Annotated in this window: 18 protein-coding genes; 6 read left to right on the forward strand and 12 right to left on the reverse strand. The window is 65.3% G+C overall.

Going from position 1 to position 22602, the window contains the following annotated elements; all coding sequences use genetic code 11:
* Positions 1-36 precede the first annotated feature (36 nt).
* The 4 genes from FGK64_RS06695 to FGK64_RS06710 all read right to left on the reverse strand — a co-directional run bounded on the left by FGK64_RS06695 (position 37) and on the right by FGK64_RS06710 (position 3354).
* On the reverse strand, positions 37-1245 hold the full coding sequence (locus tag FGK64_RS06695) for an aminopeptidase P family protein (RefSeq protein WP_138862975.1): 1209 nt from the start codon (positions 1243-1245) through the stop codon (positions 37-39).
* Positions 1246-1385: 140 nt separating this feature from the next.
* Positions 1386-1706 (reverse strand): hypothetical protein, encoded by a 321-nt coding sequence (locus FGK64_RS06700; RefSeq protein WP_138862976.1) that lies wholly within the window; start codon positions 1704-1706, stop codon positions 1386-1388.
* Positions 1707-1717: 11 nt separating this feature from the next.
* Positions 1718-2563: a hypothetical protein gene (locus tag FGK64_RS06705; protein WP_138862977.1), complete on the reverse strand. Its 846-nt coding sequence runs from the start codon at positions 2561-2563 to the stop codon at positions 1718-1720.
* Positions 2560-3354 (reverse strand): alpha/beta hydrolase, encoded by a 795-nt coding sequence (locus FGK64_RS06710; protein WP_138862978.1) that lies wholly within the window; start codon positions 3352-3354, stop codon positions 2560-2562. Before FGK64_RS06710 ends, FGK64_RS06705 begins: the two co-directional genes overlap by 4 nt.
* An 84-nt stretch (positions 3355-3438) precedes the next feature.
* On the opposite strand from FGK64_RS06710, the gene FGK64_RS06715 reads away from it, so the two are divergent.
* The gene (locus FGK64_RS06715; protein WP_138862979.1) at positions 3439-4914 is read left to right on the forward strand and encodes an NAD-dependent succinate-semialdehyde dehydrogenase; all 1476 of its coding nucleotides are present in this window, start codon (positions 3439-3441) and stop codon (positions 4912-4914) included.
* Positions 4915-5014: 100 nt separating this feature from the next.
* Here FGK64_RS06715 and FGK64_RS06720 read toward each other — a convergent pair whose 3' ends face one another.
* From FGK64_RS06720 to FGK64_RS06735, 4 genes are all read right to left on the reverse strand, one after another.
* A complete protein-coding gene (locus FGK64_RS06720) occupies positions 5015-6289 on the reverse strand; it encodes a bifunctional folylpolyglutamate synthase/dihydrofolate synthase (protein WP_138862980.1) in 1275 nt (424 codons plus the stop codon).
* On the reverse strand, positions 6286-7251 hold the full coding sequence (accD, locus tag FGK64_RS06725) for an acetyl-CoA carboxylase, carboxyltransferase subunit beta (RefSeq protein ID WP_246057686.1): 966 nt from the start codon (positions 7249-7251) through the stop codon (positions 6286-6288). The genes FGK64_RS06720 and accD overlap by 4 nt, the downstream gene beginning before the upstream one ends.
* A gap of 66 nt (positions 7252-7317) precedes the next feature.
* Positions 7318-8196, reverse strand: a complete 879-nt coding sequence (locus FGK64_RS06730) for a CPBP family intramembrane glutamic endopeptidase (protein ID WP_138862981.1) — start codon at positions 8194-8196, stop codon at positions 7318-7320.
* Positions 8189-11326, reverse strand: a complete 3138-nt coding sequence (locus FGK64_RS06735) for an ABC transporter transmembrane domain-containing protein (protein ID WP_138862982.1) — start codon at positions 11324-11326, stop codon at positions 8189-8191. The genes FGK64_RS06730 and FGK64_RS06735 overlap by 8 nt, the downstream gene beginning before the upstream one ends.
* 207 nt (positions 11327-11533) lie before the next feature.
* Between FGK64_RS06735 and ilvD the strand changes: the two genes are divergently transcribed.
* The 4 genes from ilvD to FGK64_RS06755 all read left to right on the forward strand — a co-directional run bounded on the left by ilvD (position 11534) and on the right by FGK64_RS06755 (position 15186).
* Positions 11534-13297, forward strand: coding sequence for a dihydroxy-acid dehydratase (gene ilvD, locus FGK64_RS06740; RefSeq protein WP_138862983.1), 1764 nt, complete (start codon positions 11534-11536; stop codon positions 13295-13297).
* Complete coding sequence (locus FGK64_RS06745; protein ID WP_138862984.1) at positions 13278-13919, forward strand: hypothetical protein; 642 nt, start codon at positions 13278-13280, stop codon at positions 13917-13919. Before ilvD ends, FGK64_RS06745 begins: the two co-directional genes overlap by 20 nt.
* A 121-nt stretch (positions 13920-14040) precedes the next feature.
* A complete protein-coding gene (locus FGK64_RS06750; RefSeq protein ID WP_138862985.1) occupies positions 14041-14802 on the forward strand; it encodes a DUF6478 family protein in 762 nt (253 codons plus the stop codon).
* A 9-nt stretch (positions 14803-14811) separates the two neighbouring features.
* A complete protein-coding gene (locus tag FGK64_RS06755; protein WP_138862986.1) occupies positions 14812-15186 on the forward strand; it encodes a hypothetical protein in 375 nt (124 codons plus the stop codon).
* 55 nt (positions 15187-15241) lie between these two features.
* Here the strand turns inward: FGK64_RS06755 and FGK64_RS06760 are convergent, their stop codons facing one another.
* The 4 genes from FGK64_RS06760 to FGK64_RS06775 form a co-directional block, all read right to left on the reverse strand.
* Entirely contained in the window at positions 15242-16585 is a 1344-nt protein-coding gene (locus FGK64_RS06760; protein ID WP_138862987.1) for a S41 family peptidase, read from the reverse strand.
* A gap of 6 nt (positions 16586-16591) precedes the next feature.
* Positions 16592-17749 carry a murein hydrolase activator EnvC family protein gene (locus FGK64_RS06765; RefSeq protein ID WP_138862988.1) on the reverse strand — a complete coding sequence of 386 codons (1158 nt, stop codon included), beginning with the start codon at positions 17747-17749 and terminating at the stop codon, positions 16592-16594.
* Positions 17746-19269 carry a 2,3-bisphosphoglycerate-independent phosphoglycerate mutase gene (gene gpmI, locus FGK64_RS06770; RefSeq protein WP_138862989.1) on the reverse strand — a complete coding sequence of 508 codons (1524 nt, stop codon included), beginning with the start codon at positions 19267-19269 and terminating at the stop codon, positions 17746-17748. The genes FGK64_RS06765 and gpmI overlap by 4 nt, the downstream gene beginning before the upstream one ends.
* Positions 19270-19349: 80 nt before the next feature.
* Positions 19350-22238, reverse strand: a complete 2889-nt coding sequence (locus tag FGK64_RS06775) for an error-prone DNA polymerase (RefSeq protein WP_138862990.1) — start codon at positions 22236-22238, stop codon at positions 19350-19352.
* Between the two features lie 152 nt (positions 22239-22390).
* Between FGK64_RS06775 and FGK64_RS06780 the strand changes: the two genes are divergently transcribed.
* Positions 22391-22573, forward strand: a complete 183-nt coding sequence (locus tag FGK64_RS06780; RefSeq protein ID WP_138862991.1) for a zinc-finger domain-containing protein — start codon at positions 22391-22393, stop codon at positions 22571-22573.
* The last annotated feature ends 29 nt before the right edge of the window (positions 22574-22602 follow it).

Raw genomic sequence — 22602 nt, forward strand, 5'->3', positions numbered from 1 at the left:
AACTTTCCGCCCCGGGGTTGCATCACTGCCGCTTACTCAACCGATGATGTTGTGCGCCGGCCCATAGGGAAAACCGGTGATATTCTCATTTCCGTCATCGGTGATGATCAGAATGTCATGCTCGCGATAGCCGCCTGCCCCGGGCTGGCCCTGCGGAATGGTCAGCATCGGCTCCATCGAAATCACCATGCCGGGTTCCAGCACGGTGTCGATATCCTCGCGCAGCTCCAGCCCGGCCTCGCGCCCATAGAAATGCGACAGCACGCCGAAAGAATGGCCATAACCGAAGGTGCGATATTGCAGCAGATCGCGCTCGGCCAGGAAATCGTTGATCTGCCGGGTGACGCCGGAACAGGTGGCGCCGGGTTTCAGCAGGCCCAGCCCCAGTTCATGCGCGGCGACGTTGGCCTCCCACACCTTCAGGCTGGCGGCGTCGGGGTCACCCAAGAACAGCGTGCGTTCCAGCGCGGTGTAATAGCCTGAAATCATGGGGAATGTGTTCAGGCTCAGGATGTCGCCCTGCTGCAGTACGCGGCCCGTGACCGGGTTATGCGCGCCATCGGTGTTCAGCCCCGACTGGAACCAGACCCAGGTATCGCGGTATTCGGCATCGGGAAAGCGGCGGGCAATCTCCAGTTCCATCGCGTTGCGCCCGGCCATCGCCACGTCGACCTCGCGCACGCCGGCGCGGATCGCATCGCGAATTGCCTCGCCCCCGTGGTCGGCGACGGCAGCGCCATGGCGGATCAGGTCGATTTCCGCCGGGGATTTGTGCATCCGCTGGCGCATCGTGGTTTCAAACAGGTCCACCATGGTCAGCGGTTGCAGGAAATCCTCCATCCGGTCGCGCTGCATCAGCGTCAGGTGGTCGCCTTCGTATCCGATTACCCCGCCCGTGCCGGTGACCGAACGCACCGCGCGCCAGAAATTGTCGCGCGTCCAGTCGGTATAGGTGATGTTGTCGCCATGGCTGCGCCGCCACGGCTGACCCGCGTCGATCCCGGCGGAAATGGTGACAGAATCATCCTCGGTCACCACCAGCGCATAGGGGCGGCCAAAGCTGCAGTACAGGAAGCCCGAGTAATAGGCGACGTTGTGCATCGAGGTGAAGACAGCGGCGCTGGCGCCTGCGGCCTCCATACGCTCGCGAAGTTCGGCCAGGCGGGCGTCGTATTCTTCGGATGCGAACGGCAGCTTGGCCTTTTCGCCATTATGGACACGGTGGAATGCGGGGCGGTCGGTCATGTCAGACCCTCCTTTGCAGAAAGGTCCCGGCGTTCAGGACGAACAATCAGGGGGCCCGCCGCACTGGCGGCGGTGGCGACGCCATCGCCCTGCCCGAATGCATCAATGCACGGGGCATGCCGCCCGCGCAAGGTGCTGTTTTACCGCAGGCCGCGCGCCTTCGCCTCGGCCAGGACATGAGCGTAGAGCGCATCGCTTGACTGCGCCCGGCCCGCCGGGGCGTTGACCCGCGCGACAGAGGCGTTGCCCGTCGCCCCGGTTGCCGTCGTTGCGGTCGCGGTCGGAGCCGAAACCGGCCCACCCTTCAGCGTGTCAAAGCGATAGTGCACCGGATCAACGCCGGTGGTGGTATAGACGGGCAGATACGGCGGCTTGATAACCGCAGGCTGATCCCCGGCAAAAGCAGGGGCCGCAAAGACAACGGCAAGAGTGAACACCGACAGGCGCGACAATGCGTTCATCTTCAAATCCTTCAATTGCGGCGCAACGACCGCGAAAATGAAAGGGCCACCAAAACGCGGCGCCCGGATACCCTGTTGGTTATATCACCAACCCCTAACGAAATCTGCAAGTTTTCCCGCCCCGGCACCAGAAAACTGCCGCCGGCTATGGCTTCGTCGCCATACCAGCCCAGGCTGACGGAGGCCGAGGGCGATACGCCGAGTCCCACACCCGCAAAGGCCCCGCTTTCGGTGCCACGCGCCGACACGCCAGACCCATAGCCCAGGCTGACCATCACCGGCGCGCCGAAGGTGTCATCGGGCGCGCGAATGCCCGACACCGCCACCGACCATTCGCGCGACAGCACACGACTGTCGCCCCATGTCATCAGGTTGTCGAGGTCCAGCGCCGCCGACAGGCGCCATCGCTCCGAAGATGGCAGAGCGCGCGCCAGACGCAGGCCGAACTTGCCCGATTCGCCAAAATGGTGCGGCGAGACCGAGGTGACATCAAGGATCGGGGTCACGTTCACGCCGCGCTCGGCATCGCCAAACCCTGCACCAAGTACAAAGGACGCATCCCAATCGCCCCCCCGCCCCCGGTCGCGCCGGTTGGTCGCCGCCAGCGCGGCAAAGCCGATCCCGTGCGGCACCCCGAACCCTGACGGAATGCCGAAAATCGACACCGGCCCGACAGGGCGGCGCTGGCGTTCAAGCCGGTCAAGCAGGTCCAGCAGCTCGGCATCGCTGAGCCCCGACAGGTCGGGCAGGGTTTCCGGCGCCTCGGCCGGCAGGGGCACCCGCGTCTGTGCGGCCAGCGGCCCGGTCAGCCACAGACCACAGGCAAGCGCCAGCCAGCCAAGGCGCCAGCGACTCATCCGCCGACCAACGTGGCGATCATCTGGCTGTCCGGCTCGGCCAGCGCATCGATCACGTCAAAGTGATGCTTGCCCGGCGCGACGACATGGCCGCAGCCCCATGTCTCGGCCAGCCAGCGCGCCTGATCCAGGAAGGCGGGCCGTTCGTCGGCCCCGACCCAGACGGTGACGGGTACCGCAGGCGCGGGCTGAAACAGCGGGCTCTCGGCGCGGGCCTCTTCCTCGGTCAGGCCAAGATCGGCGTTCATCGATGTCTGCATCAGCGGGTGCAGGTCGGACAGTGGCGAGATCGGCATCACATGCGCCAGCCGCACCGCGACCTCGGGCGGCAGCAGGCCCGGCGCGCACATCCGCGCAACCAGATGGCCGCCCGCCGAATGGCCTGCCAAAGCGATCGGCCCATCGACCAGAACCGCAGCCGCAGCAACGGCCTGCGCGATCTGCTGGGTGATCTTCGATATCCGCACATCGGGGCAATGATCGTAGGATGGCATCGCCACCGCAAACCCATGCGCCAGCGCGCCCTTGGCCAGATGCGACCAGTCGGAGCGGTCGAACCGCAGCCAGTAGCCGCCGTGCACGAAGATCAGCAGCCCGCGCGGCGCATCGGCCTCGGGCAGGAACAGATCAAATTTCTCGCGCGCACCAGTGCCATAGGGCACACCCATCCGCGCCTTGCCGCGCGCCGTCTGGGCAAATGTGAAATCGCGGGCAAGAGCCGCCCAACGGTCGGGATAGGCCTCTGCGCCTTCGATATAGGCGCCATTGGCATAGGCATCGTCCAGTTCCATGTATTCCTCGCTTCACGTTGACTTAGTGTGCCCCAAGTGCTTCACCTGCGCACGAACTTAATCGTATTGTCTGAGGAGGCCACCATGCTGGACGCGACAACCGATCTTAAATCGCTTCTGAAGGATCCCGATCTGCTGGCGACCCAGGCCTATGTGAACGGCCAGTGGGTCGATGGTGCGAACGGCACCTTCGAGGTGACGAACCCCGCACGCGGCGACGTGATCGCCAATGTCGCCGACCTGTCGCGCGAGCAGGCTGCCGAGGCCATCGACGCCGCCTATGCCGCGCAGAAGGAATGGGCCAAGAAAACCGGCAAGGAACGCGCCAACATTCTGCGCAAGTGGTATGACCTGATGATGGAGAATGCCGAGGATCTGGGCATCATCCTGACCGCCGAACAGGGCAAACCCAAGGGCGAGGCCGTTGGCGAAATCGGCTATGGCGCGTCTTTCGTCGAATTCTTCGCCGAAGAGGCCAAGCGCATCTACGGCGAAACCATTCCCGGCCACCAGCCTGACAAGCGCATCACCGTGCTGAAGCAGCCGATCGGCGTGGCCGCGTCGATCACACCGTGGAACTTCCCCAACGCGATGATCACCCGCAAGGCCGCGCCCGCGCTGGCAGCAGGCTGTGCCTTTGTGGCGCGCCCGGCAAAGGAAACGCCGCTGTCGGCCACCGTTCTGGCCGTTTTGGCGGAACGCGCAGGCATTCCGGCAGGCGTGTTCAACGTGGTGCCCTCGTCGCGGTCGTCCGACATCGGCAAGGAGTTCTGCGAGAACCCGAAAGTGCGCAAGCTGACCTTTACCGGGTCGACCGAAGTGGGCCGCATCCTGCTGAAACAGGCTGCCGATCAGGTGATGAAGTGCAGCATGGAGCTGGGCGGTAACGCGCCCTTCATCGTGTTCGACGACGCCGATCTGGATGCGGCCGTCGAAGGCGCGATGATCTGCAAGTTCCGCAACAACGGCCAGACCTGCGTCTGCGCCAACCGGATCTATGTGCAGGCGGGTGTCTACGACGAATTCGCTAAGAAGCTGACCGCCGCGGTGAACAAGCTGAACGTGGGTGACGGGCTGACGCCCGGCGTGACCACCGGGCCGCTGATCAACGCCGATGCCATAGAGAAGGTGAAGGAACACCTGGAGGACGCGACCTCTAAAGGCGCCAAGCTGGTGGCCGGCGGCAAGCCGCACGAGCTGGGCGGGACCTTCTATGAACCCACCATCGTCACCGGCGTGACGCAGGACATGATGGTGGCCCAGGACGAAACATTCGGCCCGCTGGCGCCGCTGTTCAAGTTCGAGACCGAGGACGAGGTGATCGAGATGGCGAACGACACCATCTTTGGCCTTGCGTCCTATTTCTATGCCAAGGACCTGAGCCGCGTCTACAAGGTGGCCGAGGCCCTGGAATACGGCATGGTCGGCATCAACACGGGCATCATCTCGACCGAGGTTGCGCCCTTTGGCGGCGTGAAGCAGTCGGGTCTGGGCCGTGAAGGCAGCCACCACGGCATCGAGGATTACCTCGAGATGAAATACCTCTGCATGTCGGTCTGATCCGACTTCGCTGACGAAACAAAGGAACGCGCCGCTGGATCAGCGGCGCGTCTTTTTTTGAGTATTTTTGGGAATGATGAAGCAGGGGCCGTGGAAGGCCCTAGCCGTTTTCGCGTAGGATGGCCCCGGCAAGGTAGAGCGAGCCGCAGATCAGGATGCGCGCGTCCGGGTCGGACTGGCGGATCATCTGCACGGCGTCGGCGGCTGAGTCCGCGGTCTGCGATGCGATTCCCGCCTGTTGCGCATGCTCGGCCGTTGTTTCAGCCGGCAGGGTGTTGGCCTCGCCCGGGATCGACAGCGCGGTGAGGCTGGCGACATGCGGGGCCAGCGGGCGCAGGTAGCCGCCGATATCCTTGGTGTTGAGCATGCCGCAGATCAGATGCGTGGGCCGGGGCGGCAGGCTGGCGAGCACGGCGGCCAGCGCCTCGCCCGCAGCGGGGTTGTGACCGCCATCGAGCCAGAGTTCGCACCCTTCGGCCATATCGACCAGCGGGCCGGTTTTCAGCCGCTGCATCCGGGCGGGCCATTCCGCGCGCGTGACCGCCGCCTCAAGCGCGTCCTGCCCCAGACCAAGCGCGCGCAGGGCGGCGATGGCGGCGCCGGCGTTGTCGATCTGGTGTGCGCCAAGAAGGTTCGGCAGCGGAAGATCGGCCAGCCCGGTTTCATCCTCGTAAATCAGGCGGCCCGCGTCGCGGCGGGCGTGCCAGTGCTGGCCGCGCACCAGGAGCGGCGCGCCAAGGCGGATCGCGCGGGCTTCGATTGCGTCGAAGGCATCCGGGTCCTGCGGGCCGACGACGCAGGGCACGTTGCGCTTCAGGATGCCGGCCTTTTCGCCTGAGATCTCGGTCAGGGTGGTGCCAAGGTATTGCTGGTGGTCGATTGACACCGGGGTGATGACGGTCAGCCGCGGGCTGTCGACCACGTTGGTGGCATCCAGCCGCCCGCCCAACCCAACCTCGAGCAGGGTGTAATCAGCGGGGGTGCGGGAAAACGCCAGCAGCGCCGCGCAGGTGGTGATTTCGAAGTAGGTGATCGGCGCGCCCTTGTTGGCGGCATAGCAATCGTCCAGCACGGCGGTCAGGTCCGGCTCGGGGATCAGCTGGCCCGCCACGCGGATGCGTTCGTGGAACCGCGCCAGATGCGGCGAGGTATAGGCGTGGGCGGTCAAACCGGCGCCTTCCAGCCCGGCGCGGATCATCGCGAGGGTCGAGCCTTTGCCGTTGGTACCCGCCACATGGATCACCGGCGGCAGGGATTGTTCGGGGTTGCCCAAGGCATCCAGAAGCCGCCACATCCGGTCAAGCGACAGGTCCATCACCTTGGGGTGCAACGCCATCATCCGTTCCAGGATGATGTCCGATGTGGGGGCCGTCATTTTTTCGCCACCGGGGGCGCGGCCTCGGCTTCGGCCTGTTCGGGCGCCGGGGTTTCCGGGGCCGGAGCGGGCGGCACCTCGGCCGGCGGGGGCAGATCGCCGCGCACCGCAGGCGGCTGGTTCAGCAGCATCCGGGTGATGGTGATCAACTCGTCACGCAGTTCGGTCCGGGGGGTGACGCGATCCAGCATGCCGTGATCCAGCAGGTATTCGGCACGCTGGAATCCGTCAGGCAGTTTTTCGCGGATCGTCTGTTCGATCACGCGCGGCCCGGCAAAACAGATCAGCGCATTCGGCTCGGCGATATGCACATCGCCCAGCATCGCGTAAGAGGCCGTGACGCCACCGGTGGTGGGATGGGTCAGCACGACGATATAGGGCAGGTTCGCCTCTTTCAGCATCTGCACGGCGACGGTGGTACGCGGCATCTGCATCAGCGACAGGATTCCCTCCTGCATGCGGGCGCCCCCGGCTGCGGAAAACAGGATCAGCGGGCGGTGCAGCTTTACCGCCTCTTGCGCGGCAGCAATGATCGCGTTGCCGACATACATGCCCATCGAACCGCCCATGAAGGAAAAATCCTGCGCGGCGGCGACGATCGGGGTACGGCCGATTTCACCAAGGCCGACCAGCATCGCCTCCTTCTCTCCGGTGGATTTCTGCGCCGCCTTCATCCGGTCGGGATAGCGTTTCTGATCGCGAAAATTCAGCGGATCGGTGACCGGCTCGGGCACTTTGAGTTCCGAAAAGATGCCACCGTCGAACAGGGCGGTCAGCCGGTCGCGCGGGGAAATCGCCATGTGGTGGCCGCAGTTGGTGCAGACCTTCAGGTTGTCCGTCAGTTCGCGGTGGAACAGCATCGTTCCGCATTCGTCGCATTTCTGCCAGAGGTTTTCCGGCGTCTCGCGGCGCGAAAAGATCGAATTGATCCGGGGACGGACGTAGTTGGTGATCCAGTTCATGTGCGGTGTCTGGCCCTTTGCGACGGCTTTGGCCCCTCAGATAAGCCCCTGCGCCACCAAATGCAATCAGCGCCCGATTGCCAGCCGGGCGGCGAGCCAGCCGCAGATCATGAAGCCGAAATCAACGAACAGCCAGCCGCGCATGGCACTGGTGTCGGTCATGGCGAAAGGGGTCAGAAACAGCGAGAGACCCGACAGCGTATCGGGCAGCGCGATGATCAGGATGGCGATCACATTGTTGGCAAGATGCACAGCGATGGCCGGGCCAAGCGTGCCGGCGCGCGCGGTCAGATCGGCCATCAGCACGCCGAACATCATCGCCCAGACCGCGACAAGCCACGCATTTTCCCCGGCCATCTCAGGGGAATAGTGGCCCAGCCCGAACAGGACCGATGGCACCACAAGCCAGATCCCGGGGTGGGAAAAGCGGGCTGCAAGCTGCTGCTGAAGGTAGCCGCGAAACAGCAGCTCTTCGCTTGCGACTTGAATCAGCACCGCCGCCAGAGACAGCGGCAACAGCGACAGCCAAAGGCCAAGCGGAAGATTTGGCACCAGTGGATCGCCCAGGTTATAGGGCGGCAGAACCAGCACGATGACCCCAAGCAGGGCAAGCGCCCGCAGCACCCGCCCCGCTTGTCGCAATGCAACGCGCGGTGTGCCGATCAGTGTTCCGGCCCGGCGGTGATGCAGCAGGCGCAGAACGATGGCGATAGCGGGGATGACAAGGCCAAAGCTGGCCAGCAGGTACAGCATCCGCGCCACGCCGGTTGCCTCGGGTGTCGCTGTCATCACCGGAACCGAAAACACGCTGCGCAGCAGACCGCCCAGCGCAAAGGCGATCAGCGACATTAGCACCAGACCAGCCAAAAGCCGCCAAAGCTGCGGCATCCGGCGCGCCGGATCGACAAGTTCGGCATGAGCGGCGTAGGCGCGGCGTTCAGCCATCGGCCACGGCCCCAAGGCTGTCGCCGCTGAATACGCCGATGGGCGCCGGTGGCGTTGTGGCCTGGTCGGAGCCGCCGGGGAGCGCGGCACGGGCCGCCGAAAGAGTGCGCCCAACCTGCATCAGATTGCGCCCCGTCGTTTCCAGCAGTTGCATCGCCACGCTGGCATCGGCTTCGATAACGGCGCGGAACTCCTCGGCCGGGAGCCGCAGGAACCGGCTCGAGGCGGTGGCCACCAGATCCATCTGGCGCAGCTCGCCCGTGATGATCGACAGATCGCCGATCAGTCGCCCGGGGCTGACGGTGGTGACGGGCGCATCTTCAGGCTCCGAGTCGGCCCAGCGCAGCTCAGCCTCGCCCGAGAGACAAAGATAGACAGCATCGGGAGAGTCTCCGTGGGTAAAGATTACCTGCCCTGGCACGGCATCGAACCACTGCGCGGCAAAGGCCAGCAGACGCTGATTGCGCAGGTCGAGATTGCGGAACAGATGCGCCTCGGACAGGATGCGGCGCTTTTGTTGCAGATCGGCGGCCCCGGCGCTTTCCTTCGCGGCTTCGTCACAGCGGGCCACGCCGTCGATCCGGCCATCACGGATCTCGACATAGATATCGTAGTTCTCGGGGCTTTCGAACCTGTCTTCCATGAACACCATGGTCGATTTGGGCAGCAGATCGCGCAGGCGCTCGCGGGTGCGCGCGCGGCTTTGCGTGTCGTGGCTTGCCAGTGCGTGATCCATCACAAGAATATCGGGCCGCTTGATCCCCGCCCGGCTGAAGGCCGCGCGCTCTTGCAGCACGGCGGGCAGGTTGGCCCCGCCCAGCCCGGTTGGCAGATCATAGATGATCGCCGCCGCCGCGCGATGCAGATCGTGTTCAATCAGAATCTCTGCCACCTCGCGTTCGATCTGTTCCACTCTTGCGCTCGCCGTCATCGAGATCCGTCCATAGATCGCGTTTTCCGTCAGGGTCAGCCGGGGCAGATAAGTCTCGGGCGAGATCGGCACAAAGATATCTCCGGCGTGGCGGCGCAATTGGTCGGCGCGGGACTGACGAATACCAAGGATCCGCGACTTGAACTGCTCGGGAAAGCTGGGGCCGATCTGTTCCGCGGTCAACAGGAAAGGCACCGTCAGCAAAAGGCTGCGATCTTCGACATTCAGCGCGCCATCGCCCCCGCGCCCGTAGCGGGCCGAGATATCGACCAGCTGCTGATATACGTCTTCCTCGATCCCCAGCTTGCGGAACAAAGGATGATCGGTGCCGTCGCGCCCGAAGGTATGGCGCAGAATCTCGATCACCGCGCGGGCAATGTTCAGCCCGTCGATATCCAGCCCTTCGCGGGTCAGCATGTCCATGAAGGCACGGTTCGCCGCCAGCGCCTTTTGCGAAATCATGCGCCGGGGCGCGGCAAACAGCAGGTTGCCGCCCAGCGGCACCGCCGGGTTGAAGCGGTCCGGGTCGAACCGGTGCACTGCCGTATCAAGCCCTTTATCCACCAGCCGCTGCCAGATCACCGGGCGCAGATCGACAATCGCCTGCGCCAGCCGGTGATGCACCTCCGGATCGAACCGTGACCGCAGCGTGCGGCGCAGCATTTCATCGTCGATGCCCATCGCCTCGACCAGCTTGAACCACCAGTCGCGCAGATCGTCGGAGCTCGACAGCCCGGCCAGATCGGGGGCGACCCAATCCACATCCACCTGATCGGGGCTGTTGCCGGAGCGCTTCGCCTCGGTCACCGCCTTGTCGCGGCCCGTGGGCGACCATGGCACCACCGTCGGCTTCAGCCGCAACGGCATCAGCAGGTTGTCGCCCAATGTGCCGTCGAACAGGTAGGGCCGCGAATGAGCGTGGCCGATGCGGGCAGCGATCACGGATTGGTGCAGCTCGTTCAGCGGGAAGCCCGACAGGGTGATATGCCCCCGCGACGGCAGAACCTCGCGAGTCAGCAACTGGGCAAAGGCCGCCCGTTCGGACGCCTTGGAACTTTTGATCGCCACGCGGCTGCCCGGCGGAATAGTCAGCGTCACATCCTCAAGCACGGCGTTGCCATCGGCATCGCGCACCGTCACATCGTGAAATTCGATGGCACCGCGCAGGTGCGGAATGTCGGCCGGCTCGCCCTCGAACAGATCTTCGCGGATCATCCCGCGCGGATGGAACTTGTCGATCACGATCTGCCAGCGCAGCGACATATCCTGCACCTGATTGTAATAGGTCAGCAATTCCTTCCACGGGCTCGACAGATCCTTGTAGGCCGCCAAGGCCGCAACCAGCGCGCCCACTGTGATGTCGCCCCGAATAGCCAGATACCCGCCCGCCAGATAGAACATGAAAGGCGTCAAATGCCCGATCATGTTATTCAGGAACTTCATGAAGAATTTTTTCTGGTAAATCTGAAACCGGATCAGGAACAGCCGGTTCAGCCGGTCAGACACCTGTGCCAGCCTGTACCGCACGCCGCCGTTCACCCGCAGATCGCCGATCCCCGCGGCGGTTTCACCGATTTCCGACGACAGGTGCCGCACTTCTGAAATGCGGGATTTGTTCAGCTGATTGATCTGACGCTGCAACATCGGGATCAGCCACGCCTGCAAGGGAATCAGCGCGACAGAGGCCAGCCCGAACCACACGCTTTGCATGAACAGGAACACCAGAATCGTCAGCATCTGGCCGAACTGGAACACCGGCTGCGCCAGCGCATCGCCCATGAGGCCGCCCATCGGCTCGGCCTCGGAGGTGATCATCGACACCAGCTCGCCCTGGCTGGTGGTGCGGAAATAGGGTGCGGGAAAGCGCATCATCCGCGCGATCAGCCCAAAACGCAGCCGCCGCAGCAGCCGTTCGGCCACCACGCCCTTTTGCGTGTTGATGTGCATCTTCATCAGCCCGCTCAGCAGCACCGCCGCAAGGAAGGCGCAGCACAGCAGCAGCAGGAATTGCACCTGCGTCATATCAACCCCCGCCACCGTAATCGTGTCGGTCGCGGCACCGATGGCATCGTTGATGATCCGCTTGGGCAGTTCGAGCGAGGCGTAAAGAAACGGGAACGACAGCACAGTCAGCACCAGCAGCCACAGCTGCTGACGTCTGGAATATTTCCAGATGAAGGAAAACAGGGTGGGCTCCATCGGGCCAACACCTCCGGCAAATCGGGTAACAGCTTATGTCAAAATACATGACAGCGCGGGGTTGCCAGAGGGTAATCATGCGAACCGCGATTACAAGGTGCGCGAATGAACAGCCAAGGTTCGCTTTGTGCGGCATAGAATGTTGCGGCTTGTGCCCCGTCTGGCGCGGGTTTATTGCGGATGGCGCGATATAAAGGGAGTCCAGCCATGCTCAAGCGCCAGTTCGACAAGACAAAACTGCCAAGCCGTCATGTGACCGAGGGCCCCGAGCGGGCACCGCACCGGTCGTATATGTACGCGATGGGCGTGTCGGATGCGGAAATCCACCAGCCGCTGGTCGGCGTGGCGACCTGCTGGAACGAAGCCGCGCCTTGCAACATCTCGTTGAACCGGCAGGCGCAGGCCGTGAAGCTGGGCGTGAAAGCCGCCAATGGCACCCCGCGCGAATTCACCACCATCACCGTGACCGACGGCATCGCCATGGGCCACGAAGGCATGCGCAGCTCGCTCGCCTCGCGCGAGGCAATCGCCGACACCGTGGAACTGACGATGCGCGGACACTGCTATGACGCGATCGTCGGCCTTGCGGGCTGTGACAAATCGCTGCCGGGCATGATGATGGCGATGGTGCGGCTGAACACGCCGTCGGTGTTCATCTACGGCGGCTCGATCCTGCCGGGCAAGGCGCCGCAGGTCGATGAGATTCCCGAAGATTTCCGCTCGCGCGATCTGACCGTGCAGGACATGTTCGAAGCCGTCGGCCGCCACCAGAACGGCACCATGTCGGACGCCGCGCTGGACATGCTGGAACGCGTCGCCTGCCCCAGCGCAGGCGCCTGCGGTGGCCAGTTCACCGCCAACACCATGGCATGTGTCTCCGAAGCCATCGGTCTGGCGCTGATGAACAGCTCGGGCATGCCCGCGCCCTATGAATCGCGCGACCAATACGCCGAAGCCTCGGGCCAGGCGGTGATGAACCTGATCGAAAAGAACATCCGCGCGCGGGACATCGTGACTCTGGAAAGCCTGCAAAACGCCGCCCGCGTGGTGGCCTGCACCGGCGGCTCGACCAATGCCGGCCTGCACCTGCCCGCCATTGCACACGAAGCCGGGATCGACTTCTTCCTGGATGATGTCTGCGAGATTTTCCGCGACACCCCCTATTTCGTCGATCTGAAGCCGGGCGGGCAGTACGTCGCGAAAGACCTGTATGACGCCGGCGGCATCCCGGTCGTGATGAAAGAACTGCGCAAGGCGGGCCTGATCCACGAGGATTGCATGACCGCCACGGGCCGCTCGATCGGCGAAGAGCTTGATATGATCGACCGCGAAGCCGACAACCGCGTGATCTATTCCATTGAAAAACCGATCACCACGACCGGTGGCGTCGTGGGCCTGAAAGGCAACCTTGCCCCCGAAGGCGCGATCGTGAAAGTCGCGGGCATCCCGCCCGAAGGTCAGGTGTTCACCGGCCCCGCCAACGTCTTCGAATGCGAAGAAGAGGCTTTCGAGGCCGTGCAAAAGCGCCAGTACAAGGAAGGCGAAGTCATCGTCATCCGCAACGAAGGCCCCGCAGGCGGTCCCGGTATGCGCGAAATGCTCGCCACCACCGCCGCGCTGTCGGGTCAGGGCATGGGCAAGAAGATCGCGCTGATCACCGATGGCCGCTTTTCGGGCGCGACACGCGGGTTCTGCGTGGGTCACGTTGGCCCCGAAGCAGCGCATGGCGGCCCCATCGCACTGATCAAGAACGGCGACATGATCACCATCGACGCGATCAAGGGCGAAATCTCAGTCGACCTGAGCGAGGAAGAACTGGCCCAGCGCAAAGCCGACTGGAAAGGCCCGCGCGACACGATCTATGCCTCGGGCGCGGTGTGGAAGTTCGCCCAGCTGGTTGGCGCGACCTACAAGGGCGCCGTGACCCACCCCGGCGGCAAGGCCGAGAAACATGTCTACATGGATCTCTAGGGCCACGGCTATCCTTCTTGCGGCAAGCGGGCTGGCCGGGTGCGACCCGGCCACCGGCCTGCCCTTTGCCGCCGAGCTGGACGCAAGAACCGACGATGGCCGCGCGCGGATGGCACAAACGACACTGGCGGGCGGCGATATCACCATCACCGCCCCCGATGGGTACTGCATCGACCGCCGGTCACTGCGCCGCGCGGGCCAGAATGGATTCGTGGTGATGGCCCGCTGCGACACGCTGGGCGTGCGCGGGTTCTTTGGCGGCTATGATCTGGCCGTCATCACCGTGACGGCAGGCCCGGCCGACAGCACCATCACCGCGCCGACCCCGGCCGAGGTGGCGCGATCCGTTGGCACCGGAACCGTGCTGGCCGAACGCAACCGCGAGGGCCTGGCCATGGTCCGGCTCGACAAGGGCAGCGAAGCGTTCGATGGCGTGAGCGACACGCATTGGCGCGGCGGGTTCGTGCTGAACAGCCACCTGATCGGGCTTGGCCTGTACGCGCCCGCGACAAGCGGGGCGTTAGGCAACGGCGGCGCGGCACTGCTGAACGAATTGGCCGAACGTTCGCGCGCGGCCACCGCGGCCACGCAGCAGGCGGGCAAGCCCGAGGCCCAGGAATAGGCGCAGCCGGGCCGCAGCCGGCGCCTTTTTCATCTTCTGCGCGAATTTGCCGGTTTATCAGACCGTAACGGTTTGGCTACACAGTCCACGGGGCAGACGTTCGCCCCTTGGTGGAGGCATGATGGGCAGGATCCTGGACCGGCTGAACAAGGCGGGCGCGCTGCGGCGCTGGACCGCCCGTGCCGACAGCGCAGAATCGCTTGGCGATACCGCCCTGCGCCAGATGCGCGCAGAGGCACGGCAACTGCGCCGCCAGCTGGATCGCCTGCTGCATGTGGCCGAGGGGCGGCTGGCCCTGCCTCGCGCCGGGTCCACCGCCTTTCCGCGCCCGCACGATACCGATTGGGCCTGGCGTCCCGAGGTCTGGCGCGGCCCCCTGCCCCGCCCGGGGATCGTCGCCGCGCCCAGCAAATCGCGCCTTGGAGACGAGGCCACGCTGTTCCACGATTGCACGCAATCGGAACTGACCCTGCGCCAGATGCGCAACCGGCGCGACGACGACCTTGCGCCCTTTGGCCTGCGGCTGGACGTGTTCCGGTTCGATGGCACCTTCCTGTCGCTGGTGATCGACCTGCCGCCCGAGGCGACAACCGGCCTGACGCGCAACCACCTGCTGCGGGTGGCGACGGTAATCGACGTGGAAAAGCCGCTGGAAATCTTTGCCCGGCTGAATGTGAAACACGGGCCGAACACAGAACAACTCGTGCGTGAATTCTCGCTCGAGACGCGCGAGACGATGGTCGAATTCGATCTGGCCTATTCCGGGCTTGATGAAAACCGGGTCGAACGCGCGTGGCTGGATCTGATCTTTGAAGCGCCCGAAATGAATCAGGTGATGCTGCGCGATCTGAACATGGCGCGCTATCGCCGCGCCGCATTGTAGAGGGCAGGCATGAGCCAGGTCACGTTAACCAACACCAGTCTTGCCAGCGGCACCTATACCGCCACGCTGACCAATGCGCCCGGCGATGCGCCGGATGTGGCGGTCCTGTTCCGTGATGTGCCGCTATCGGGGGTTGAAGTTTCGCCCGAAACTCCCGGCGTATGGACGCTGCGCGCCCGCATCCCCGAGGCCGCGCTCAGCGACGGCATTCATGTGTTTCTGGTGATCGACAATGCCAGCGGCGCCCGGCTGGGCGATTTCGCGGTGATCGCGGGTGACGGCGCCGACGATGCCCTGCGCACCGAAGTCGAACTGCTGCGCGCCGAGCTTGATCTGCTCAAACGCGCCTTCCGCCGCCATTGCGTCGAAACCTCGGCCCGGTAACGCGAAAGGGCGGCAGGTTGCCCCGCCGCCCCATGTTTCATGCCTCTCACCCGCTTTAGTTGCGGTGGTCGATCGCCGACAGGCCCTTGAGGATATCGATGGCATAGGCCAGCTGGTAATCCTCTTCGCGCAGCTGCGCGGCGGCCTCTGCCTTGGCGCGATCTTCCTCGATCTGGCGGACCTCATCCTCGCTCAGGCTGTCGTTGTTCAGACGGCCCCGAAGATCGGCCTCGGACCGCGACCGCGACACGGCGCTTGCGGGCTCTTCCTCTTGCTCTGCGTTGGCAGGGCGGCGCGGCTGGGCCACCACGATGTCGGGCGACACGCCCAGCGCCTGGATCGAACGGCCCGAAGGCGTGTAATAGCGCGCGGTGGTCAGGCGCATCGCACCATCGCCCCGCAGCGGCATCACCGTCTGGACCGAACCCTTGCCGAACGACTTGGTGCCCACCACGATGGCGCGGCGGTGGTCCTGCAACGCACCGGCCACGATTTCCGAGGCCGAGGCCGAGCCGCCGTTGATCAACACGACCATCGGCTTGCCTTCGATCAGGTCGCCCGGCGTGGCGTTGAAGCGTTCGCCATCTTCCGGGTTGCGGCCCCGGGTGCTGACGATTTCGCCGGATTCAAGGAAGCTGTCCGACACCTTGATCGCCTGTGTCAGCAGACCACCGGGGTTGTTGCGCAGATCCAGCACGACGCCATTGATGTTGTCGATCCCGCCAGCTGCTTCAATCTGTTCCTTCAGCCCGGATTCGAGGTTCGGCGTGGTCTGGTCGTTGAAGGTGGTGACGCGCAGCACCACGGTTTCGCCCTGCGTACGGGTGCGGACCGCCGTCAGCTTGATGGTGTCGCGGATGATCGACACGTCGAACGGTTCATCCTCGCCTTCGCGCACCACGGTAATCACGATTTCCGACCCGACCGGGCCGCGCATCATCTCAACCGCCTTGTCGAGTGTCAGGCCCAGAACCGATTCGCCGTCGACGTGGGTGATGAAATCGCCCGCTTCGATCCCGGCTTCGTCCGCCGGGGTGCCGTCGATCGGCGACACAACCTTGACGAAGCCTTCTTCCTGCGTGACCTCAATGCCAAGGCCGCCGAATTCGCCGCGCGTCTGAACGCGCATTTGCGCCGCATCGTCGGGGGCAAGATAGCTGGAATGCGGATCAAGCGAGGTCAGCATCCCGTTGATTGCCGCCTCGATCAGCTTGGATTCATCGACCGGCTCGACATATTGCGCGCGGATGCGTTCGAAAATGTCGCCGAACAGATCAAGCTGTTCATAGACGCTGGAACTGCGGGCGTTTTCCTGAGCGATCAGCGGTCCGGCCACTTGTGTCGTTGCAATGACGCCGGCCAGGGTTCCGCCCAAAGCCGCCAACACGAATCTGTTCATTGGTTTCTATCCATCCTTATCGGTTCGGAACCATGTTTCGGGGTCCACGGGGCTGCCTGCCTCTCTGACCTCCATATAGAGCGTTTCTGAACGATCAGTTCCAGTGCCATCACCGCTTAGTGACAATATCGCACCAGATCCGGGCGTTGCACCGCCCATCAATCCGACCGGCGACCCCGCCGGCAGCACTTCACCCATCGCGCCGTAGACGTCGGAGAGGCCCGAGAGCACGAAAAGCAGATTGGCCTGGGGTTCAAGAATCACCACGTTGCCCAAATCCAGCAGCGGACCGCGATAGCGCACGGTGGCCGCCGTCGGGGTCGTAACCAGCGCGCGGGGCCGGGTCGCCAGCACGATACCGGGGCGCCGGATACCCCCGGCATCGGCCTCGCCTGCGCGGCGCAGCACCACGCCTTCGACCGGCAACGCCAGATCGCCCTTTTGCGCCGTGATGTCAGCGTTCGTTTCCGCCACCGGCCCAGAGGCGATTTCCGACAGTCCGCTGGCAAAGGCGTCCAGCGTTTCGGTTGACGACAAAAGGATCGCGGTGCGCACCGGATCCTCGACGAAGCGCAGCGGCAGATCGGTACGGTCGGCCACAGCCTGGCTCAGCTCGGCCCGTGCGGTCTGGACCCCGGCCAGCCCGTCCTCGAGCGTCTGCGCCGCGCTTTGCTGAAGCTGGCGCAGGGTGCGCACCTCGGTCAGGTCGCGGCGCAGGTCGGCGGCCTGCGCGGTCAGCCCCGGAGTCACATCGGCCAGCATCATGCCCGACCGCGCGGCCCCCATCGGCCCCGAAGGGTGCAGCATCAGAACCGGAGGTGGCGCGGTGCCGATCACCTGGATCACGCCCAGCAGCCGGGCGATTTCGCCCTCGCGCGCCTGCAACTTGCGCTCCAGCATCGCCTCGCGCGTGGCGGCGCGGCGCAGCCCGTCGCGCATCGCGGCCAGCCCGGCCTCATACGCCTTCACCGTTTCCGTCAATGCGCGCACCCGGTCTCGGGCCGACACCGCCTGTTGCAAGGCAAGCGACGCGTTTTCCAGCTGATCGCTGGCCGCGCGGGCCGATTGCGCCAGCGCCTCGGCGTCGGGTTGCTGCGCCGTGGCAGGCGCGGCCCCAAGCGATGCGGCCAAGGCGACGGTCAAGAGCGCGCGGCGCAGGGTCATGCAAGCAGGCTCTGGCCGGTCATTTCCTCGGGCTGAGGCAGACCCATCAGCGCCAGAAGCGTCGGCGCAAGATCGGCCAATCGCCCGTTATTCAGCTGCGCGCCCTCAGGCCCGCCAACCAGCGCGACGGGCACCGGGTTGGTGGTATGCGCGGTGTGCGGCCCGCCGGTGTCAGGGTCGACCATCAGCTCGCAATTGCCGTGATCGGCGGTGACGATCATCGCACCGCCCGCCGCCTTCAGCGCCTCGACCACGCGGCCCAGCCCGGTATCGACGGCCTCGCAGGCCGCGATTGCGGCGCTCAGATCGCCGGTATGGCCCACCATGTCGGGGTTCGCGTAATTCGTCACGATCAGGTCATACCCCGCCTCGATCGCGGCGACGAAACGGTCGGTCACCTCGGCCGCAGACATCTCGGGTTGCAGATCATAGGTCGCGACGGCGGGCGATTTCGGCATGAAGCGGTCTTCGCCTTCTGCCGGGGTTTCGACGCCGCCGTTCAGGAAAAACGTGACGTGGGGGTATTTTTCAGTCTCGGCCAGCCGGAACTGGCTGCGGCCCTGTTTCGCGACCCATTCGCCCAGCGTGTTGCGGATTTCGGCCTTGGGATAGGCGGTTGTCATATAGGTGGAGTGATCGGTCGAATAATCGACCATCCCCAGCAGCGCGGCCCATTCGGGGCGTTTGCCGGTGTCGAACCCGTCGAACCCCGGCGCGCCGATGGCGGCAAGGATTTCGCGCGCCCGGTCGGCACGGAAGTTCAGGCAGAACACACCGTCGCCGTCTTTGGCACCCGCGTAGCCACCGATGGCGGTCGGCTGGATGAATTCGTCGGTTTCGCCGCGGCCATAGGCGGTGGCAATGGCCTGATCGGCGGTTTCGGCCTGCATCGCGTCACCACCCACGCCACGCACCATGCAATCATAGGCGCGCGACACGCGCTCCCACCGGTTGTCGCGGTCCATCGCGAAATAGCGCCCGATCACAGTGGCAATGTGCGCGCCCTCGGGCAGCTCGCCCGCAAGTTGCGCGACAAAGGCATCGGCGGATTTCGGGGCCACGTCGCGCCCGTCGGTGATGGCGTGCAGCGCCACGGGCACGCCCGCCTCTGCGATCACCCGCGCGGCGGCAAGAATGTGGGTCAGGTGTCCATGCACGCCGCCATCTGACACCAGCCCGAACAGATGCGCGGTGCCGCCGCTGGCCTTCATCGCGTCGATGAAGCCAAGGATCGCGGCGTTTTCAAAGAAGCTGCCGTCTTCGATGGCAAGGTCGATCTGGCCAAGGTCCATTGCCACCACGCGGCCCGCGCCGATGTTGGTATGCCCGACTTCGGAATTGCCCATCTGCCCGCTGGGCAGGCCGACATCGGGGCCGTGGGTGATCAGCTGGGCGTGCGGCCCCTGCATGATCGCGTCAAAGGCCGGGGTGCGGGCCAGATGCGGCGCGTTCGCCTCGGTTCGCTCACTCAGGCCCCAGCCATCAAGAATGCACAGGACGACGGGTTTGGGCGGGTTCATAGGGGTGCCTCGCTTGGCTTTGCGCGTGTTTCGCGCCTTGTAACGGCTGGCGGGGGCTTAGGAAACCCCGGGTGCGGCGGTCACGGCGGGGTCAGGAAGGGGCGCAGCAGCGCCATCGGATGCGCCTTGAGGCTGAGCCTTGTGGCGACATAATCCTCGACCACCGACTCTCCCAGTGTCATCGGGGCCAGCGTGGCGGCAGGTTCATGGGCCAGCTCGTCGCCCAGATCCCGTGAAAACAGCGGCAGCGGTTCCGTCCCGGCAATGGCGCGCGCGGCCCACAGCGCCTCGCGCCGCGACAGGCCCAGCGCGGCAAAGGCATCCGCCTCGGCCAGCCGCTCGATCGTGGCGCGGCTTAGCCCGGCGCGGCGCCACAGGTCGGCCACCTGATGATAGCCATTGCCCCGCGCCGCCGTGATCCAGCCAGCGTCTTCCTCGGACAGGCCCTTGATCTGGCGGAACCCCAGCCGCAGCGCCAGCCCGCCGTGGCCGTCGGGCTCCATCGTGTTGTCCCAGAAGCTGGCGTTGATCTCGACCGGGCGGACCGTCACCCCGTGTTCGCGGGCGTCGCGCACGATCTGGGCCGGGGCGTAGAACCCCATCGGCTGGGAATTCAGCAGCGCGCAGGCAAAGATGCCGGGGTGGTGGTGCTTGACCCATGCGCTGGCATAGACCAGCAGCGCAAAGGACGCCGCGTGGCTTTCGGGAAAGCCGTAGGATCCGAAGCCCTCGATCTGGGAAAAGCAGCGTTCGGCGAAATCGTTGTCATAGCCGTTTTTCGCCATGCCGCGCAGGAACAGCCCCCGGAATTCGCTGACGTTGCCGTGTTTCTTGAAGGTCGCGAGCGAGCGGCGCAACCGGTCGGCCTGGTCGGGGGTGAAGCCCGCGCCGACGATGGCGATCTGCATCGCCTGTTCCTGGAACAGCGGCACGCCCAGCGTCTTGCCGAGCACCGCGCCCAGCGCGTCCGAGGGAAAACTCACCTGTTCCTCGCCGTTGCGACGGCGGATGTAGGGATGCACCATGTCGCCCTGGATGGGCCCGGGCCGGATGATCGCCACCTCGATCACGAGGTCATAAAAATTGCGCGGCCGCATCCGGGGCAGGAAGTTCATCTGCGCCCGGCTTTCCACCTGGAACACGCCGATACTGTCGGCACGACATAACATGTCATAGACGCGCGGATCCTCGGGCGGCAGCGTTGCCAGCGCATGGCGGGTGCCGTGGTGGCGCGCAATCAGGTCAAAGGCCTTGCGGATGCAGGTCAGCATCCCAAGGCTCAGCACGTCGACCTTGAGGATGCCCAGCGCGTCGATATCGTCCTTGTCCCAGCAGATCACGGTGCGGTCGGCCATGGCGGCGTTTTCGATCGGCACCAGTTCATCCAGCCGCCCGCGCGTGATGATGAAGCCCCCCACATGCTGCGAGAGATGACGCGGAAAACCGTCGATCTCGCGCACCAGGTCAAGGGTCTGGCGCAGGCGGCGGTCGCCCGGGTCAAGCCCGATCTCGCGCAGGCGCGAGTCTTCCAGCCCCGAGGAGGAAAAGAACCCCCACAGCTGCGAGGAGAGCGCGGCGATGGTATCCTCGCTCAGCCCCATGGCGCGGCCCACCTCGCGGATGGCGCGCTTGCCGCGATAGTGGATCACCGTGGCGCACAGCCCGGCCCGGTCGCGGCCATAGCGGTCATAGATGTGCTGGATCACCTCTTCGCGGCGTTCGTGTTCGAAATCCACGTCGATGTCGGGCGGCTCGTCGCGCGCCTCGGAGACGAAGCGTTCAAACACCATGGTCCCGATCTCGGGGCTGACCGAGGTGATGCCAAGGCAGTAGCAGACCACCGAATTGGCCGCCGAGCCGCGCCCCTGGCACAGGATGTCGCGGCTGCGGGCGAAGGCGACGATATCGTGCACCGTCAGGAAGTAGGGCGCATAGCGCAGCCGCGCGATCAGGGTCAGCTCGTGCTGCATCATCGCCTGCACCCGCGCGGGCGCGCCCGAGGGATAGCGCCAGGCCAGCCCCTCGGCCGCAAGCCGGGCCAGCCGGTCATCGGCGGTTTCGCCGGTTCCGGCCTCGGAGGGGTATTCATAGCGCAGCTCGTCCAGCGAGAACGTCAGGCTCTGCGCCAGGGCGCTCGCCGCATCGACAGCGATTTCGTGACCGGCGAACAGGCGGTACATTTCGGCGGTGCCGCGCAGGCGCTGTTCGCCGTTGGCCAGCGCCGCGCGGCCCAGTTGATCGACCCGGCAGCGCAGGCGGATGGCGCTGAGCACATCGGCCAGCCGGCGCCGGTTGCGGTGCATCCGGGGCGCGGCGCTGGCCAGCAGGGGCAGCCCCAGCGATGCGGCCTCGGCCGCGAGCGTGTCGAACCGGCGCGCGTCGGCACCATCGTAGGCGGGGGTCAGCAGCAGGTGCATCTGCCCGTCAAAGCGGCGCGTCAACGCATCCATATGCGGCCCCCACCCGCCCGCGCCGCCCGGCGACTGGCCCGCCTGTGGCCACAGCAGCAGGTGCAGCCCCTCGGGCCGCTCCAGCAGGTCGGACAGGGTGAGGTGGCAATCGCCCTTGGCCGCACGCAACCGCCCCGCCGACAGGATACGGCACAGGTTGCCCCAGCCGGTACGGTCGCGGGTCAGCACCGTGATCGGCGGGGCATCGGCGAACAGCAGCCGCGCCGCCGGGATCAGCCGGGGCACATTGCAGAGCGGAAAGGACGCGGACCGCGCCAGCTCCGGCGGACAGGGCGGCCCGATGGGCGCATGGGCGCTGTCCCACGCCTGCCGCTCGCGCACCTCGCGCGCGATGGAGCGCGCCGCCGCATGGGCGCGCACGATTCCCGCCACCGAATTGTCATCGGCAATCGCCAGCGCCGGATGGCCCAGCGCGCAGGCTTCGGCCATGTATTCCTCGGGGTGCGACGCCCCGGTGAGGAAGGTGAAGTTGGATTGGGCAGAGAGTTCGGCAAACATGACCGCCCCATTATATTCACGTTTTGTTCTTATGTGGAGTCACGCTTTCACGCGGCAACCCGTCACGGCCGCCCGGGGGATGCGGGGCTTGCGGGTTCGCGCGGCCTGACCCATAAGGAACACAGCCACCATTTGTGACAGGATCCGCCGCGATGACCATTGACGCGCCCGAAACCAAGACCGTGGACAGCTATCGCATTGCCTGCGACGGGGGCGAAGGCGCGCTGGGCCATCCCCGCGTCTGGCTGAGCATTCCGCATGACACCGGCTGGGTCGAATGCCCCTATTGCGACTGCAAGTTCGTCCACTCGGGCGCGGCTGACAGCGCGCACTGACGCCCCGGCCAGCGCGCGCCCCGGACCGC

Origin of the sequence: Arenibacterium halophilum (genome assembly GCF_005938225.1) — a bacterium.
Taxonomy (GTDB): Bacteria; Pseudomonadota; Alphaproteobacteria; order Rhodobacterales; family Rhodobacteraceae; genus Arenibacterium; species Arenibacterium halophilum.

Excerpts from the sequence above, each read along its gene's own strand:
- FGK64_RS06750 (WP_138862985.1), top strand. The coding sequence starts at position 14,041 with ATGGGCAGGATCCTGGACCGGCTGAACAAGGCGGGCGCGCTGCGGCGC.
- gpmI (WP_138862989.1), bottom strand. The coding sequence starts at position 19,269 with ATGAACCCGCCCAAACCCGTCGTCCTGTGCATTCTTGATGGCTGGGGC.
- FGK64_RS06695 (WP_138862975.1), bottom strand. The coding sequence starts at position 1,245 with ATGACCGACCGCCCCGCATTCCACCGTGTCCATAATGGCGAAAAGGCC.
- FGK64_RS06705 (WP_138862977.1), bottom strand. The coding sequence starts at position 2,563 with ATGAGTCGCTGGCGCCTTGGCTGGCTGGCGCTTGCCTGTGGTCTGTGG.
- FGK64_RS06760 (WP_138862987.1), bottom strand. The coding sequence starts at position 16,585 with ATGAACAGATTCGTGTTGGCGGCTTTGGGCGGAACCCTGGCCGGCGTC.
- FGK64_RS06710 (WP_138862978.1), bottom strand. The coding sequence starts at position 3,354 with ATGGAACTGGACGATGCCTATGCCAATGGCGCCTATATCGAAGGCGCA.
- FGK64_RS06720 (WP_138862980.1), bottom strand. The coding sequence starts at position 6,289 with ATGACGGCCCCCACATCGGACATCATCCTGGAACGGATGATGGCGTTG.
- FGK64_RS06765 (WP_138862988.1), bottom strand. The coding sequence starts at position 17,749 with ATGACCCTGCGCCGCGCGCTCTTGACCGTCGCCTTGGCCGCATCGCTT.
- FGK64_RS06780 (WP_138862991.1), top strand. The coding sequence starts at position 22,391 with ATGACCATTGACGCGCCCGAAACCAAGACCGTGGACAGCTATCGCATT.
- FGK64_RS06775 (WP_138862990.1), bottom strand. The coding sequence starts at position 22,238 with ATGTTTGCCGAACTCTCTGCCCAATCCAACTTCACCTTCCTCACCGGG.
- FGK64_RS06700 (WP_138862976.1), bottom strand. The coding sequence starts at position 1,706 with ATGAACGCATTGTCGCGCCTGTCGGTGTTCACTCTTGCCGTTGTCTTT.
- FGK64_RS06755 (WP_138862986.1), top strand. The coding sequence starts at position 14,812 with ATGAGCCAGGTCACGTTAACCAACACCAGTCTTGCCAGCGGCACCTAT.
- FGK64_RS06730 (WP_138862981.1), bottom strand. The coding sequence starts at position 8,196 with ATGGCTGAACGCCGCGCCTACGCCGCTCATGCCGAACTTGTCGATCCG.
- FGK64_RS06735 (WP_138862982.1), bottom strand. The coding sequence starts at position 11,326 with ATGGAGCCCACCCTGTTTTCCTTCATCTGGAAATATTCCAGACGTCAG.
- accD (WP_246057686.1), bottom strand. The coding sequence starts at position 7,251 with ATGAACTGGATCACCAACTACGTCCGTCCCCGGATCAATTCGATCTTT.
- FGK64_RS06715 (WP_138862979.1), top strand. The coding sequence starts at position 3,439 with ATGCTGGACGCGACAACCGATCTTAAATCGCTTCTGAAGGATCCCGAT.
- FGK64_RS06745 (WP_138862984.1), top strand. The coding sequence starts at position 13,278 with ATGTCTACATGGATCTCTAGGGCCACGGCTATCCTTCTTGCGGCAAGC.
- ilvD (WP_138862983.1), top strand. The coding sequence starts at position 11,534 with ATGCTCAAGCGCCAGTTCGACAAGACAAAACTGCCAAGCCGTCATGTG.